Origin of the sequence: Streptomyces sp. NBC_00691 (assembly GCF_036226665.1) — a bacterium.
Classification (GTDB): Bacteria; Actinomycetota; Actinomycetes; order Streptomycetales; family Streptomycetaceae; genus Streptomyces.
Map to the genome: position 1 here is coordinate 6,584,090 of NZ_CP109007.1, position 17,127 is coordinate 6,601,216.

General features: G+C 68.0%; 7 protein-coding genes. 5 read left to right on the forward strand and 2 right to left on the reverse strand.

All coding sequences use genetic code 11. The features are described 5' to 3' along the window. Window positions 1–76 precede the first annotated feature (76 nt). The 3 genes from pglW to pglX all read left to right on the forward strand — a co-directional run bounded on the left by pglW (window position 77) and on the right by pglX (window position 13,295). Window positions 77–4,471, forward strand: coding sequence for a BREX system serine/threonine kinase PglW (gene pglW / locus OG392_RS29710; protein ID WP_329284479.1), 4,395 nt, complete (start codon window positions 77–79; stop codon window positions 4,469–4,471). A 141-nt stretch (window positions 4,472–4,612) separates the two neighbouring features. Further along, window positions 4,613–9,538, forward strand: a complete 4,926-nt coding sequence (locus OG392_RS29715) for a DUF3320 domain-containing protein (protein WP_329284482.1) — start codon at window positions 4,613–4,615, stop codon at window positions 9,536–9,538. Between the two features lie 103 nt (window positions 9,539–9,641). Further along, complete coding sequence (gene pglX, locus OG392_RS29720) at window positions 9,642–13,295, forward strand: BREX-2 system adenine-specific DNA-methyltransferase PglX (RefSeq protein WP_329284485.1); 3,654 nt, start codon at window positions 9,642–9,644, stop codon at window positions 13,293–13,295. Window positions 13,296–13,377: 82 nt separating this feature from the next. On the opposite strand, the gene OG392_RS29725 is transcribed toward pglX, so the two are convergent. Both OG392_RS29725 and OG392_RS29730 read right to left on the reverse strand, forming a co-directional pair. Next, window positions 13,378–13,626 carry a DUF397 domain-containing protein gene (locus OG392_RS29725; protein ID WP_329284487.1) on the reverse strand — a complete coding sequence of 83 codons (249 nt, stop codon included), beginning with the start codon at window positions 13,624–13,626 and terminating at the stop codon, window positions 13,378–13,380. Continuing rightward, window positions 13,581–14,444, reverse strand: a complete 864-nt coding sequence (locus OG392_RS29730) for a helix-turn-helix domain-containing protein (protein ID WP_443054930.1) — start codon at window positions 14,442–14,444, stop codon at window positions 13,581–13,583. The genes OG392_RS29725 and OG392_RS29730 overlap by 46 nt, the downstream gene beginning before the upstream one ends. Window positions 14,445–14,566: 122 nt before the next feature. Between OG392_RS29730 and OG392_RS29735 the strand changes: the two genes are divergently transcribed. Together OG392_RS29735 and OG392_RS29740 are read left to right on the forward strand one after the other, a co-directional pair. Next, entirely contained in the window at window positions 14,567–15,049 is a 483-nt protein-coding gene (locus tag OG392_RS29735; RefSeq protein ID WP_329284489.1) for an ATP-binding protein, read from the forward strand. Between the two features lie 97 nt (window positions 15,050–15,146). Continuing rightward, complete coding sequence (locus tag OG392_RS29740; protein ID WP_329284490.1) at window positions 15,147–17,075, forward strand: AAA family ATPase; 1,929 nt, start codon at window positions 15,147–15,149, stop codon at window positions 17,073–17,075. Window positions 17,076–17,127 lie beyond the last annotated feature (52 nt).

Consider the following 17,127-nt stretch of genomic DNA (forward strand, 5'->3'; position numbering starts at 1 on the left):
GCCTCATGGCGTACTGAATCACCGCGGAGGTCGGACCGTGACGGCAGCTGGTACTCCGGCGACACCCAAGCCAGGGATGCCGCGCAAAGAGCGTTGGTTCCAGCCCCGCCGGTCCGCTCACACCTGGGAACAGGAAGGGCTCGACCACATCCGGCAGTTGATGCCGTCGACCGAGCCGTATCGAGCCTGGGCCACGTTCTCCTTCACCGCGGCCTCCGGGCGCACCAACGAGTGTGACCTCTTCATCGCCGCCCCCGGAGGTCTCTATCTCCTCGAGCTCAAGGGACATCCCGGCCGCGTCGTCAATCACGGAGACACCTGGCAGTTTCATGCAGACAGGGTGCGCACCCTGAAGAACCCCCTGCATCTGACTGATCTCAAATGCAAGGAGCTGAAGGGCCAGTTGGAGCGAGCGGCTCGGTCGATGGGTGTCGACCCGCGCCGCGTCCCCTTCATCAAACCCGCGGTCTTCCTCCACGACTCCGGTCTGGTCAGCGAGCTCGACGAGTTCCAGCGGATCAACGTCTACGGTCGCAACGACGGTGCGAGCGGCCTGGGAAGGATCTGGGACGACCTGCTCGGCAAGCCGCCGGAGCGGGAGAGCTGGCGCATCACCCCGCAGTCCTCGCAGCTGCTCGAGCAGCTGATGCAGAAGATCGGCATCAGCCACTCCACCGCCCATTTGCGTTTCGGCGACGACTGGAAACTCGAGCCGCGTGTACTCGACGCCGGTCCCGGCTGGGAGGACCGTCTCGCGATCCGCGTCGACGGTCTTGTGCAAGAGGAGGGCCGGGTACGGATATACCTCGTCGAGCAGATGGCCGGCGAGGCTGCCCGGCGGGCCGCGGATCGAGCTGCCCGCCGCGAGTACCAGGTACTGCAGGGCATCACCCACCGGGGCATCGCCCAGGCCGCCCAGATCCACCAGCATCAAGGCGGCCCGGCGATTCTGTTCCGGCATCGCCATTCGGATCTGCGTCTCGACGCCTACCTGGCGGCATACGGCGGCAAGCTCACCCCTGAGGTCCGACTCGACCTTGTGCGCCAGCTGGCCGAAGCCCTCCGCTACGCGCACAATCGGTCGCTCTACCACCGGGCCCTGTCGGCACGCTCGGTATACGTCTCGGCCAAGGAGGACGGCTCCGATCCTGCCGTACGCATCACCGACTGGCAGACCGCCGCCCGTGACTTCGAGACCACGTCGATGCGTTCGATCGGAGACACACCGCTCGACGGAGGGCTGATCGAGGACTCCGCCCAGGTCTACCTGGCCCCGGAAACAGACCAGGAGTTCGCCGACCCTGTCGATCTGGACCTCTTCGGGCTCGGCGCCCTCTCCTACCTGATCCTCACGGGGGAGGCGCCCGCCCCTCAGCGCAGTGCCCTCATCGAAAGGCTCTCAGCCGAGGGCGGGCTGCACCCCTATGCCGTGGCCGACGGCCTCTCGGACAGTCTTGACACCCTGATCTACCGGGCCACCCGCGCCGAGGTCGTGGACCGGCTGCCCGGAGCCGACCGCTTTCTCGACCTTCTCGACGAGGCCGAGCAACAGGCCGCGACCCCGGACCAACCCGCGACGGTGGAGACCGATCCTCTGACGGCGCTCCCCGGCCAGCCCGTGGACGGGATCTGGACGGTGAAGCGGGTCCTCGGGACCGGCGCCACCGCACGGGCACTGCTGGTCGAGCGGGTGGTCGAGGAGCCTGTCGGGCCCGATGACAAGACCGTCGTCGTGGAGCGGGTCTTCAAGGTCGCGCTCGACCAGGACAAGGACGCACGACTTTACGCGGAGGCGACCGCCCTCAAGACGGTGGGCGGGGGCCGGATCATCCGGCTGCTCGAGGAGCCGAGGGAGATCGCCGGCCATACCGTTCTGGAACTCGAGTACGCGGGGGAGACCTCCCTGGGCGCGCGACTCCGTGGCGAAGGGCGACTCACCTACGATCAGTTGGAGCGGTACGGCAACGACCTGTTCATCGCGCTCGATCAGCTTGCCGCCAAGGGCGTGCGGCACCGCGACATCAAGCCGGACAACCTGGGCCTGCACAAGCGCGACGACGGCTCGTGGGAGCTGCTGCTGTTCGACTTCTCGCTGGCCGACGCGTCCGAACGAGACATCACCGCCGGAACGCGCGGCTACCTCGACCCGTTCCTCGGCAGCGCGCGACGCTCGCTCTACGACGACCATGCGGAGCGGTACGCGGCGGCCGTGACGCTGCACGAGATGGCCTCCGGTGAACGGCCCGTGTGGGGAGACGGACAGAGCGACCCTCGAGTGAGCGAGGACGTGGAACTGTTCGTCGCCGCCGAGCTGTTCGAGCCCGGGCTCCGTGACGGGCTCACCGCGTTCTTCCACCGCGCCCTGCACCGTGACGTCGACCGACGCTTCGACACGTTCAAGCAGATGGAGGACGCCTGGCGGCAGATCTTCCGTACCGCCGACTCCGCGAAGCCGGTCACCACTCCTGCCACCGTGGGCGCCCTGACGGCGAGCACGGAAGAAGCACGCGAGACCGCAGCGGCGGCAGCAGAGTCGACCACGGCCCTGGACGCGGCTGGACTCTCCCCGCGAGCTGTCTCCGTCGCCAACGGACTGGGCGCGGTGACAGTCGGTGAACTCCTCGACGTGCCCCCGCACACCATCGCCCGGGCGCGAGGCGCCGGCACACTCGTCCGCAGAGAACTGAACCGGCGCCACAAGCAGTGGACCGCGATGCTCAAGCGCCCTACTGCGGCGTCGGAGCGTCCCCCGAGTGCGCTGGAGTCAGCCCTTTCCGACGCCCTGACCTCCGCGCCCCAGGACGAAGCGCGACTGGTTGCCAACGAGTCGGTCGACTCTCTGGCAGCCAGACTCACTCCGACCCCCGCACGGAAGGGCAACCTGCGTCCGGACGTCGTACGCCTGACTCTGGGGCTGCCTCGCACCAAGGAGGAAGGAGGTGACCTCTCTCCCCTCGGCCCCTGGCCGCCGCAGACGCTGATCGCCAAGCATCTCGGCAGCAGCCAGCCCACCGTGTCGCGGCACCATGTCGCGGCGATCGAGGAATGGTCCACCACCGGCTGGATCACGCACGTCCGGGACGAGCTGGTGCAGATCCTGGCCCAGGCGGGCCGCGTGATGACCGTCCAGGAAGCCGCGGCCGAGCTTCGCGTACGCCATGGCGCCGGCGACGACACCGCCGAGCGCACGCTGGCGAAGGCACTTGCCGTAGTCCGCGCGGCCGCGGACGCCGAGGCACTGCAGCGGGGCAACGAGCAGGATCCGCGGCTCGAAGTGCTGCGCCGGGGGTCCCGTGTGCTGCTCGCGCTCGACTCCCTGCCCGGCACCGACGATCCCACTCCGCAGGAGCTGGCCGACTATGCCGCGGCACTCGGCGCGGCCGCCGACCGGATGGCCGCGGAGGACCCGCTGCCGGGCCGTGCCACGGTCGTACGGACCCTTCGGGAGGTGCCCGCGCCTGAAGGTATGACCCCGCTGGCCGACACCCGCCTGGTCGGGCTGGCGGCCGTGGTGTCGCAGGATGCCTCCGCGTCGCCGCGACTGGAGATCTATCCCAAGGGGCTCGGTCTCGCCCGCGCCATTCGCATCTCTCAGGCGGTAGCCGGTGTCCGCCGCGAGGTCGGCCTCTCCATCGGTGAGCTCGTCGCCCGGGTCAAGGCACGCTTCCCCTCCCTGCCTCTCTCGGAAGCCCCCACGCACATCGAGATCGAGGATGCGCTTGCCGAGGCGGGATTCCCGCTGGAGTACGACGCCGTCCGCAAGCGCTTCTTCCCCCCGGCGGTCGAGGGGACCCGCTGGACCAGCTCCACCTACACCCGCACGAGCGTGCTCGTGGCGGAAGCACGGTCGGCGGTGGCCGCGGGCCGTGATCCGCAGGCCGTCGTGCGCGCCAAGCTGACGGGAGCCGCCGAGCGAGGAGGCTTTCTGGCCCTCACGCTCAAGGGCGCGGACCTGCCGGGCACGGCAGTCGCTCTGTCAGAGGAGTTCGGCGTGACCGCGGTGGACTTCAACGCCGAGTTCCTCGCGGCCTTCCGGGCGCTCGCCGTGGAACTGGGGACCGACTGGACCAAGGTCCTGCGCGCGGACGCCGCCTTCACCAGCGGAGGCGAGCTGAAGCCCGGACTGCGCTCATACGTCCAGCGGGTCACCGATCGGTTGGCGGATCAGTTCACCAGGCTGGCCGAGGAAGCGGGCCCCAGGGCGGTGCTCTTCTTCCACAACGCCAGCCTGTTGGCACGTTACTTCGACGGTGGTGGACACGACCTGTTGGTGGACCTTCAGCGGGCCGCCCGGCGCCCTGCACGGCTCCCGCACGGTCTGTGGTGGCTGTGCCCGATGGAAGACCCCAAGCAGACACCGTCGTTGGACGGACGCACGGTCGAAGTCGTCGACCGCGCGACCGAGTGGACGCGGCTCGACTCGTTGTTCCTGAAGAGGCTCAAGGAGGAGAGCGCGGGCGAGGAGCGCTGAGGGTGCGTGTGGTCGACAACGGGTTCATACTGAGTTGTGGATCTCGGGCGTGTCCTGAGGGACGGGCTGGTAAGCAGGTGTCTCCAGGGGGGCCTGTGAGTGTGGACACCCCTGTGCGTTCAGCTCAGGAGGTCACCTCGTATGCCCCAACAGCGTCAGACCCTGCGTACTGCGACGAGCGATCCCGGTGCCGACCGGCTGAAGGTCGTGCTGGAAGGCTGGCGCCACTCGCTGCTCGACCTGGGCGGCCGCAACCGGTTGCTGAACTTCCGCCACACGAAGACGGCGACACTGGAGTTCACATCGCCCAGCGCCGCGACGCTCCTGAACGGACTCGCCAAAGGCTGGGACTTCGCCCCGGTCGCGCCGGGCTCTGCGGGATCCGAGGGCGACGGCATCAAAGCGCCGCCCGGAGGCTCTGAGACCGGGGTGGTGACGCAGAAGCCGACTCAGGCTGCACTCGACAGTGCCCTGTACCAACTCCGCCAGAAATCCGGCCAGACGTTCAACGACTACGGTCTGTGGGTGTTGTGGCTGGGCGTCGGCATGCTGGACTGGCGTGAGCCAGGCTCCGAGGAGAGCAGTGCCGCGCCGCTGCTGCTGGTACCCGTGGAGCTGCGCCGCGACAAGGACCGTCGCTACCGACTTCATCCGGCCGACGGCCAGGACCGCATGCACAATCCCGCCCTCGCGGTGAAGCTCGAGCGGCAGGGAATCGACTGGAGCCGCGTCACGGACACGGACGTCACCGACCTCTCCGCAGTGGTCTCTGCGGCTCGCTCGGCCGCGGCCGGCCAAGCAGGCTGGAAGGTCGACGAACGAGTGGTGCTCGGCCTGTTCGCCTCGCACCGGGAGGCCATGTATCAGGACCTTCAGCAGAACGAGGAGCGCATCCTCGGACATCCGTTGGTGAAGGCCGTCGCCCTCGGCCCTGCCGCCGGTCTCCCGGACGATCTGATCGGCTTCGAGCCTCCGGAGCTCGACAGGATCGACGAGGTCCAGTTGCCCGAGGAGACACCGCTCGTCCTCGACGCGGACGCCTCCCAGCGGCAGTGCATCGCGGCCGCGCTCGACGGCCGTTCCTTCGTGGTGAGCGGTCCTCCCGGCACGGGCAAGAGCCAGACCATCACCAACATGATCGCCGCACTCATGCACGCGGGCCGCAGCGTGCTGTTCGTCAGTGAGAAGGCCGCGGCCCTGGACGTCGTGCGCAACCGTCTGCGGAGCGTGGGCCTCGGCGACTTCGTCATGGGACTGCACAGCGCCGACACGAGCAAGAAGGCGGTGGCCACCGAACTCGCCCGGGTGCTGACCACCGAGGCCCGGGCCACGGGAGCGGCGGAGCACGAGCTGAAGCAGGCACGCCGGCTACGCGAGGGGCTGTCCGCCTACGCGGCGGCGATGAACCAGACGCGTGAGCCTCTGCAGCGCGGCCTCCACGACGTCCTGGGCCGCTTGATCCAGCTGGAGCTGGCCGGCACCCCGCAGCTTCCGCTGTCCGGGCAGAACGCCCGGACGGTCGACGGACTGAGCGCCTACGCGCTGCAGGAACTCGTCTCCGCCGCCGAAGCCGTCAGCCGTGCCTGGCGACCGGCCGCCGAAGGAGATTCCTTCCCCTGGCGGGGGCTGGTCGGGAACTCGGCACCCCCCGTGCTCTCCGAGGCAGCCGACGCACTGAGCGCCGTACGGGCCGCTGCCGTCCGACGCCCGTTCGCCGCGCATCATGGCGAACCCGCCTCGGTACGGGAACTCCATCAGGCCGTCCGCGTAATGCGGGACGGGCTCCCCGGGCAGGACGGTGCGGCGGACGGAGGTCTGCCCGAGGACGTCTCCGACCAGCTCGCCCAGCTCGCGGACCTCTTCGGTGTGCCGAAGCCGGACGGAGCCGAGGCCGCCTTCGCGCTCTGTGAGCTGGCGGATCTCACGAAGGCGTCCCATCGACCGCCGTCGGGATGGTTCGACGACGGCATACGGAGCACGGCACACCGCGCCGCACGGGAACTGCGCCAGGCGCTGGCCGCCGAGGCCGAGGCACGGGCAGCGGCGGAGGACGTCTTCGGCGAGCAGGTGCTGACCGCGACCGAACTGCCGGAACTGGCGGCACGATTCGCCGACCAGCACAGCGGACTGCTGGCCCGCTTCTCGGCGCAGTACAAGGCCGACCGGGCCGCGGTGGCGGCACTGACGCACAGCGGCACCTGGGACAAGAAACTCCCCGGCCGTCTCGAGCACGCACTCGGCTGGCTTCACGCGACGCAGGAGCTGCAGCGTCTCGCCGATCAGCACACCACCCTCCTCGCACGCTGGACACCGCGCACCGCGTCGCAGGTCGAGGACCTCGCCCAGGCACTGGAGACCGCCGACCGCATCGCCGAGCTGGGCGGCGGGGTCGCCCGACGCGAGCGACTGATCAGCCAGCTGGCCGACGGCTCCGACACCGACCCGCTGCCGACGCTGCTCGCCGCGAACGTACGCAGCGCCCTGGCCACGTGGTGCACCACGGCGAGCCGCCGCGCCGAACGCTGGTCCGCGTCCGCGGCAGCACTCCTCGGCCTCTTCGACCCGGCCAGGAGCGCTCAGCTCTCCCCGTCCCTGCTGGGCGGCTTCGAACAGGCGCAGCAGCTGATCGACGTACTCCTCGCCGATCCGCACGGCCCGGACGAATGGCAGGCATACCGCGCCGGTGTCGCCGTCCTCGCCCGTCACGATGCCGACGACCTCGTCGCGAACGCGGCCGAGCGCGGCATCGACCCGAAGCAGCTGCCCGCCATAGTCGAGCAAGCGGTTCTCCGCTCCTGGGCCGACGCGGTCCTGGCCGGCGACGACCGGCTCCGCACCACCCGCTCTGAGGACCTCGACGCCCGGGTGGCGGACTTCCGCGCCGCGGACCGCCGCCTCATCGCGGCTGCCGGCGGGGCGGTGATCGAGCGGTGCAACAGACGTCGCCCGCGCAATCACAGCGGTGGCGGCAGCGCGGTCATCAAGCGCGAGGCGGAGAAGAAGACCCGGCATATGCCGGTGCGCGAACTGTTGGGGCGCACGCGCGAGGTCGTCCAGTCGATCAAGCCGTGCTTCATGATGAGCCCGCTCACCGTCAGCCAGCACCTGCCTCCGGACTTCGCCTTCGACGTCGTCATCTTCGACGAGGCGTCCCAGGTCCGCCCCAGCGACGCGATCAACTGCATCTACCGGGGCCGCAGCCTGATCGTCGCGGGCGACGACAAGCAGCTGCCGCCGACCTCGTTCTTCGACTCCTCGGTGGAGGACGAGTCGGACGAGTACGCGGAGGACGTACCCGACTCCTTCGAGTCCCTGCTGCACGCCTGCAAGGCCGGGGCCATGCGGGAGCTGTCGCTGCGCTGGCACTACCGCAGCCGTCACGAGGACCTGATCACCTTCAGCAACCGCGAGTTCTACGCGAACTCGATGGTGACCTTCCCTGGCTCGCTCGACAAGGGCAACGACGTCGGCGTGGACTTCCTCAAAGCGGACGGCGTGTACGACATGGGTGGCCGCCGGGACAACCGCAGCGAGGCGGAGTTCGTGGCCGAGCGGGTCATGCACCACTTCGACACCCGCCCTGGCAGGACACTCGGCGTCGTCGCCCTCTCCCAGGCACAGGCCTCGGCCATCGACCTGGCCGTCCAGCAGGCCCGCATCGCGCGTCCCGACCTCGAGCACTGCTTCACCGAGGACCGCCTCGACGGCTTCTTCGTGAAGAACCTCGAATCGGTCCAGGGTGACGAGCGAGACGTGATGATCATGTCCGTCGGATACGGCCCCGATGAGCACGGCACCCTCGGACTGAACTTCGGCCCCATCAACAAGGGCGGCGGCTGGCGCCGCCTGAACGTGGCGGTGACCCGTGCCCGCTACCGCATGGAGGTCGTCTCCTCCTTCCGCGGCGCACAGCTCAAGGACAGCCCCAACGTGAGCGTCCAGCACCTGAAGCGCTACCTGGAGTACGCCGAGCAGGGCCCCGCGGTCCTCGCCCGTGACGTCGTCCAGGGGGACGCCGAGCCCGACAGCCCCTTCGAGGAGTCCGTGCTCGAGGTGCTGCGGGGCTGGGGCTACCAGGTCCAGCCCCAGGTCGGCGTCGCCGGCTACCGCATCGACCTCGGCCTGCGCCACCCCGAGCTGCCGGGCGCGTACGCCCTCGGCATCGAATGCGACGGCGCGATGTACCACTCCTCCAAGACCGCGCGCGACCGCGACCGGCTGCGCGAGCAGGTGCTCAACGGGCTCGGCTGGCGGCTCTACCGGATCTGGGGCACGGACTGGTACCGGGGACGGAACGCGGCGGAGCTGCGGCTGCGGGAGGCGGTGGAGCAGGCGATCGAGCAGGGCCCCCTGGCAGCGTCGGGGCCGAAGCCGGTGCAGGACGCCGGGGTCGGTACGGCTGCCAGCGCGGCGGCCCACGGCCGCGGGCGGGTGGTGACCGTTCCGGTCGAGGAGCCGCAGGTCGAGGTCGAGTACGAGCGCGTACCCGTGGACACGGGGGTGGAGCGCGAGTGGGCTGCTCCGTACCGCCCCAGCCGGCTGACCGTGAGCTCGGCCTACGAGATGCACACGGCCGAGGCACGGCCGGCCCTGCGCAAGGCGCTGATGCAGATCATCGAGGCTGAGGGTCCGATCCACCTGGACCTGCTCGTTCTGCGGGCGCGGGAGGCATGGGGCGTGGGACGGGCCGGGAGCCGCATCCGGGACAACGTGACCTTCGTGGCGCGGAGCCTGGTGAACGCCGAGGCTGCCGCCCGGGACGGCGATTTCTACGACGCGAAGGACCGGGGCGGACTGGACGCGCTGAAGGCACGGCGCCCGGAGCCAGGGGACACCCCGCGGAAGGTGACCCTCATCGCCCCGGCAGAGCGGCAACTGGCCCTGTACGAGATTGCCGTGGAATGCCCCGGTATGTCTGAGGACGAGCTGATCAAGCAGGTCTGCGACTTCTTCGGCTGGCGCCGGATGGGCGGCGACATCCGCGAGGCGCTCACGGCGGACATCGCCGAGCTCCACCGGCGCGGCAGGCTCGAAGGCGGCCCGGAAAGGGTCGGCGCGGTCCGCTGACGGCGGCAGTACGACAGGCCCGGACATTCCTCCTGAGCTGGCAGGATGGACGGACCGCAGGTTTGGAACGGGTTGTGTGTTACGGAGAGAAAGGCGCCGCCTCGTGGACAAGGCCGCACTGCTGAAGGACCTGCGCAAGCAGGTCACCGCGCTGGAGGACGACCTCAGGGCGCGGACGGACTCGGAGGACGAGTTCCGTGTGGCCCTCGAGCGCGAGTACGCGGCGGCGCGAGAGGCCCAGCGTACGGCGGCCACGTACGGAGCGTGGCGGGACGAACGCGTCACGCAAGCAGCGGCGGGGTGGGTGCTCGCGACGGTCTTCGTCCGTTTCTGCGAGGACAACGGGCTCATCACCGACCCGTACATCGCGGGTCCGGGGGAGCAGCTGGCGGACGCGGAGGACCGACAGGCCGCCTTCTTCCGGGAGCGGCCGGAGCTGAACGACCGGGACTGGCTGGTCGCCGGCTTCGAGGCGCTGGCCGGCTCGCACGAGGCGGTGGCGGGACTCTTCGACCGGGGCCACAACCCGCTGTGGGAGCTGAGCCCGTCGTATGAGGCGGCGACGCGGCTGCTGGGGTTCTGGCGTGAGCGGGGCGCGGACGGCGAGATCGTTCATGTGTTTGCGGACGAGGAGCTGGACACGCGATTCCTGGGAGACCTGTACCAGGACCTCAGCGAGCACGCGCGTAAGACGTATGCGCTGCTGCAGACGCCGGAGTTCGTGGAGGAGTTCATCCTCGACCTGACGCTGGAGCCGGCGGTCGAGGAGTTCGGCCTCGACCCGGAGTGGAAGCACACGCCGAAGGGTTGGCAGGGGACTGACCCGATTGCGCGGGGCCTGCGCTGCATCGACCCGGCCTGCGGCTCGGGCCACTTTCTGCTGGGGATGTTCGGGCGGCTGTTGGAGAAGTGGCGGGCGGCGGAGCCGGGCACGGACGACTGGGAGTTGGTGCGGCGGTCGCTGGAGTCGGTGCATGGGTGCGACAAAAACCCGTTCGCGGTGGCGATTGCGCGGTTCCGGTTGTTGGTCGCCGCTTTGAAGGCGTGCGGGGAGCGGCGGTTGAGTGCGGCGCCCGCGTTTCCGATCAATGTGGCGGTGGGGGACTCGCTGCTGCATGGGCGGGGGGCGGAGTCCGTGACGGAGACGCTGGACACGCTGTTCGGGGGCGATGGCGAGGGGATGTTCGCGTATCGCACGGAGGATGTGCGGGAGTACGCGGGGCGGGTGGATCTGCTGGGTCGGGGGACGTACCACGTGGTGGTGGGGAACCCGCCCTACATCACGGTGAAGGATAAGCGGGAGAACGAAAACTACCGCAAATCTTATGGTGCTTGCGTAGGCACCTTTGCGTTGTCCGTTCCGTTTGCCCAGCGGATCTTTGAGTTGGCGGTACGCGCTAGCGGTGATGAACGGATTGGTGGATTCACCGGTCAGATTACGTCGAACTCTTTCATGCGTCAGAACTTCGGAAAGCCGCTAGTTGAGAGCTTCTTTACGCGTGTTGATCTAACGCATGTCATCGATACTTCGGGGGCCTACATTCCCGGGCACGGTACGCCGACCGTAGTCCTTGTAGGTAGGAATCAACTGGGTCTCATGTCCAACCCGGTAAGAGTCGTGCAGAAGAATCAAGGGGAGCCAGAGCAGCCTGAGGAGCCCGCCCAGGGGCTTGTGTGGTCGGCTATTTCGACGCAAGTGGCCTCCCCGGGAAGTGAGTCGAGATGGGTTTCCGTCGTAGACGTCGAACGATCCCGCCTTTCTTTGCATCCATGGTCGTTGACCGGCGGTGTCGGTGAAGAGGTTTTCGAATTTTTGAGTGAGGGGAACTCGCCTCTTTCGTCGGTCATTGAAAAGCCGATCGGTCGTGCGATCCGGGCAGGTCTGGATGACGCTTTCATTCGCCCGTTGCGCACGACGCTGAGGGTTCGTGCTTCTCGAAGTGCAATCCGCCCGCTGATGGTCGGAGAGTGCGTGCGGGACTGGAGTGCTGTGCCGAAGGTCGGTATCTGGTACCCGTATGATTCTGTCTTGGCGGGAGAAGGCTTGGAGGCGGAGCTGTGGCCGTATCGGGTTGCGCTTTTGGCTCGTCGAACGTTTCAGGGGGGGCTAGAAGATGCGGGGATTGCGTGGTGGGAATATCAGCAGCACACGGCTTCTGCCTATGACTCAAGATGGTCGATCACCTTCCCCTACGTTGCAACTGATGTGAATTTCGCCTTGGATCGTGGCGGCAATGTATTTAAGCAGACCGCTCCAGTGATTAAGCTTCGGCCGGATGCGGCAGTTGAGGAGCATTTTTCGCTACTAGGTTTGCTGAACTCCTCGACGGCATCGTTCTGGTTGAAGCAGGTTTGCTTTGACCGAGGTAATGGTGGCATCGGGGGTGGGATCTCTGATGAGCAATGGGAGCATTGGTTTGCCTTTAATGGTCGCCAGATTGAGCAGCTCCCGGTTCCGGTTGATTTGCCGAGTGGTCTGGGGGAGGCGATCGTTTCTATCGGGCGAGAGGTCGGCCGCCGGGAACCGGCCGCTTTTGCCAAGTCTTGTGTTCCCGCCCGTGACGAAATTAGCTCAACTCGTGCTGAATATAACAGCCTCAGAGCCCGGATGATCGCGCTTCAGGAGGAACTGGACTGGACGGTTTACGGCTCATATCGACTCCTGGTTCCAGATGAGGTGGCACGGGTAACGCTGTCCGGTAATGGCGTCGTTCCTGAAATCGCCCTTGGTGAAAGGGCCTTTGAGATCGTGTTGGCTCGTAAGGTGGCCGCAGGCGAGGTTGAGTCCGCGTGGTTTGATCGACATGGGTCCACGCCTATCACGGAGATCCCCGCGCGCTGGCCCGAGGAGTACAGGGCCGTTGTGCAAGCCCGCATCGACATCATCAACTCCCACAAGGACATCGCTCTCATTGAACGTCCTGAGTTCAAGCGCCGTTGGGCCGTTGAGCCCTGGGAGAAGAAGGAGAAGGAAGCTCTCCACACATGGCTGCTCGACCGATGCGAGGACGAGAACCTCTGGTTTGCCCTTCGGGACGGGTTCCGGGCGCCTCGGACGCTCACAGTCTCCCAGCTTGCTGACGCCCTCCGGCAGGACGCCGACGTGCAGGCTGTCGCCGAGCTGTACGCCGCCGATCACATGGGAAAGCGTGACGCCACCCTCGCGACGGTTCTCGCAGACGTGATCGTCGGCGAGCACGTGCCGTACCTCGCCGCCATGCGCTACAAGGACTCCGGCCTGCGCAAGCGGGAGCAGTGGGAACAGGTCTGGGACCTTCAGCGCGAGGAGGACAAGACTGGGCAGCGGCTCGACATCCCCGTACCGCCCAAGTACGCCTCCGCCGACTTCCTCAAGACGTCCTACTGGTCCCACCGCGGCAAGCTGGACGTGCCAAAGGAGCGGTTCATCTCGTACCCGGGCGCGTCGCCTGACTCCGACCCGACCATCCTCCTCGGCTGGGCTGGCTGGGATCACAAGGATCAGGTGCAGGCGCTGGTCAACGTGATCAACGACCGCACCGAGCAGGCCGGCTGGGACACTCCGCGACTCACCCCGCTCATCGCAGGCATCCAGGAGCTGATGCCCTGGGTCCACCAGTGGCACGGTGAGCACGACGAAGAATGGGGCGGCACGCCGTCCGAGGAGTACCAGGCGTACCTGGACGAGCAGCGCGCCAAGCATGGGCTCTCGGCGGAGGACCTCACTAACTGGCGCCCGGAGAAGAAGACGCGCGGTCGGGCGAAAAAGGCCGACTGAGCTCGCGCATACAGCCGCGTACAGACGAGGGCGCCCCGCCAACGGAACGGTCCGTAGGTGGGGCGCCCTTGTCTGTGTCGGCTCAGTCCTGCGCGGCGAACTGTACGAAAGCAGCCCATCCTTCAGACGCCACAGACAGTGGCAGGCTTGCCTTATCCTTCGAGTCCCGGACGTACACAGTGCCGGGGCGTACAGCGACCTCAACGCACTGGCCGCCCTCGGCGCCGCTGTAGCTGCTCTTGCGCCACGTGAGTTCGAGGGCGCTAGCGGTGGTGTCTGCGACGTTCATACTTCTCCCAGCAGCTTCTCGATGAAGGCCAGAGACTCCCATGGGGTGAGAGCCTGCGCTCGGATGATCCCATAGCGTGCCGCGAGTGAGCGGACCTCCTCTCGGTCCGTTACCAGCGTGCTCCGCCCCTGGGCCTCCATGTATCCGAATTGATCGCCGCCGCGTTGGGTCATCAGCGTGAAAGGGCCGTCCACGCCGGCGTTGTCCTGTCGGTCGAGCGGCATGACCTGGAGCTCGACGTTGCGCCGGTGCGCGACCAGCAGGATCTGCTCGAGCTGGCCTCGCTGCACCGACTTGCCGCCGAGCGGGCGCCGCAGGACGGGCTCTTCCATGACGAAGCTGAGCAGCGGGGAAGGCTGTCGATTGAAGATCTCTTGGCGAGTCATCCGTGCCGTAACGCGCTGCTCGATGATGTCCTCGTTCAGCAGTGGGCGGCGCATGGCCAGCAGAGCCCGGGTGTACTCCTCTGTCTGCAACAGGCCGTTGACCACGTGGTTGTCGTACACGTGAATCTCAGCGGCCTCCATCTCCAACCGCGCCGCATCCCGAAAGAACGCCGGATACTGCGCCCGCGCCACCTCCTTCTTCCCCGCCCTCAGCACCCCACCCGCGTCCAGCACCTCATCCGCCTGGTCGATGAACCTCGGCGGCGGAATCCGCCTCCCCTGCTCGAATGACGCGATCGTCGACGCCGAGTACCCCGTCCGCGCCCCCAGCTCCGCCCGCTCAACCCCCGCCCTCACCCGGCACAGCTTCAACTGCTGCCCGAAGAGGTGCAGGATCCCCGAGCCTGACTCATCCCCGCCCCCGCCCCCACCCCTGTACTCCTGGTCGTCCTCGAACCCCTGCTGCTCCACCACGCCCGACACCTCCCGCGCCACGCCCCACACCACGTACACCGCGCGCCACCGACGCGTACAGCCCGTACCGTCAGCGCGTCACTCCTGGTCAACGGTACGCACGCTCCGCAACCGTTCTCCGTATGAACCAGGCAATTACTCCTCCCGTGGTGGAACAACAACACCCGACCACCACCCACGAGTTCACGATGCAGTTCACCTCCACCCCACGTGGAGCCCGTCTCGCCCGTCGGCTCGTCTCCCAGCGGCTCGACGACTGGGGCCACCCCTATACCTCCACCCCCAACGAGACCCTCACCCTCATTGCTGCCGAACTCACCGCCAACGCGGTCCGTCACGGCCACGTCCCCGGCCGGGACTTCCGCCTCCGCCTGCTCCTCGTCGCCACAACCCTCCGCATCGAGGTCACCGACACCCGTACGGAGAGGCAGCTCAACACCGACCTCACGCACGCGCCATCACCCACCGAGGAATCGGGCCGTGGCCTCTACCTCGTTCGCCACCTGGCCGACCGCCTCGGCTGGTTCCCCCGCGCAGGCGCACCCGGGAAGACCGTCTGGGCCGAACTCGACCTCCTGGAAGTACCACCCACCGCATCCCCGTAAATACGAAAAGATCTGAAACAGCGTCACCTGTCTCGCTAGCCTTGATCCGTCACAGCGGGCCCCCACGGGCCCGCCCGCACCACGTTTCAGGACGACCGTGAAGATCAAGCGCGTACGCATCGAGAACTTCTGCTGCCTGCACAAGGTGGACATCGCCTTCGACGAGATCACCTCGTTCATCGGCCCGACCGGCGTCGGCAAGTCCACCGTGCTCCGCGCACTCGATTGGTTCTTCAACGGTGAAAAGTCGGTGGCCCTCACCACCGACGACATCCACTCGGCGGTGGCCGGTGCCGGCGGCGAGCGCATCTCCGTCGAGGTCGAGTTCGACGGACTGACCGACTTCGACCGCGAGGCCCTCGGCCGGTACGCCCCCGACGACGCCATCACTGTCAGCATCTGGCGTACCTGGGACGATGGTGAGGACAAGATCACCGGCAGGGCTCTCGCGTACGCGCCCTTCGACGAGATCCGGAGCGTGACCGGCGGCGCGATGGCGAAGCGCAGGGCGTACAACGCCCTCCGGGAGAGCACCCCGAGTCTCGGGCTTCCTCCCGCCGGCAGTGAGAAGGCCGTGAACGAGGCCATGCTCGCCTGGGAGCGGGCGCACCGGGACCAGCTCACCGAGGCGGAGGTCGAGGACACCCACTTCTTCGGGTTCGCCGGGCAGAGCAAGCTCGCTCAGCTGATCGACTTCGTCTTCGTCTCCGCCGACCTGCGCGCCTACGAGGAGGCCGACGACCAGAAGGCCTCCGCCATCGCCCGCATCCTCGACCACGCCGTGGACCGCACCGAGGCCGACGCCCAGCTCGGTGAGATCGAGGAGAACGCCCAGCTCGCCCGCCAGGCGGTCCACGACAACGTCTACGGACCCGCTCTGAAGGACATCTCCGACGCGCTCTCCGCCGAGGTCGCGAAGCTCACCACCGGGCGCCAGGTCATAGTCACCCCGACCGTACGGGCGCCGAGGCCGGCCAAGACGGCGTTCCAGGTGAGCATCAGGGACGGGGGTGCCGAGACGTCCGTGTACCGCCAGGGGCACGGCTTCCAGCGGGCGCTGATCATCGCCGCGCTGAAGTACCTGGCCGACCGCAGGCGGCCGGAGGGCGGGACCCGGACGTTGTGCCTGGCGGTCGAGGAGCCGGAGCTGTTCCAGCATCCGCCGCAGGCGCGGACGTTCGCGAAGGTGTTGCGCGAGCTGGTGACCTCGTCCGCCGAGGGGCGTACGCAGGTGACGTACGCGACGCACAGTCCGGTCTTCATCGACCCGGCCGGCTACCACCAGGTCCGGCGGCTCACTCGCGACGCCGGAGCCGAGCACCCGGTCACCCGGGTGAGGCAGGTGACGGAGGACGAGCTGTGCCGGTCGCTGGAGGGGCTGGTGAAGGAGGAGGCCGTCCGGCGGCGTACCGGAGTCGCGATGGCGGGCTCACTCGCCGAGGCCTTCTTCGCCCACGCGGCTGTCCTTGGCGAGGGGACGACCGACGGCGCGCTGCTCGACGGGTGTGCGGAGCGGAACGGGATCAACCTCGGCGCCGAGGGAATCACCTACGTCGACGTGACCGGCAGGGACAACCTCCTGCTCAGCCACGCGATCCTCTCGGCCATGGGCGTGCCCTGCCACGTCGTCTTCGACGGCGACGCCGGGATGGAGGAGCGCAAGCGCGAGTCGGTGCGGCACTTCGACGACGAGAAGCGTGCGGAGAAGGAGGCCGCGTTCGAGCAGCAGGCGCGCAAGATCTCGGGGAGCAACGCGGACCTCCTCGGGTACCTGGGAGAGTCCAGGTCTCCCTGGCCGGAGACCGGCTCGGCCGGCACGTACACGGTGTTCGCGGACAACCTGGAGACGTACCTCGGGGAGAGCTGGCCCTCCTGGGGCGAGCGGCAGCAGCAGCTGATCGCGACGGGCGAGGGCGTCTCGGACAAGAACGCGGCTACGTACCGGGAGGCGGCCCGCACCGCCGCGGCGGAGCCGCCGTACGTACTCCAGGCGATGCTGGAGAACGTCAGGGGGATGGTTCGCTGACCCCCGAGTAACTCGGTCTCGGGACCGGTGGAGGGCGTACACCACGCGCTCT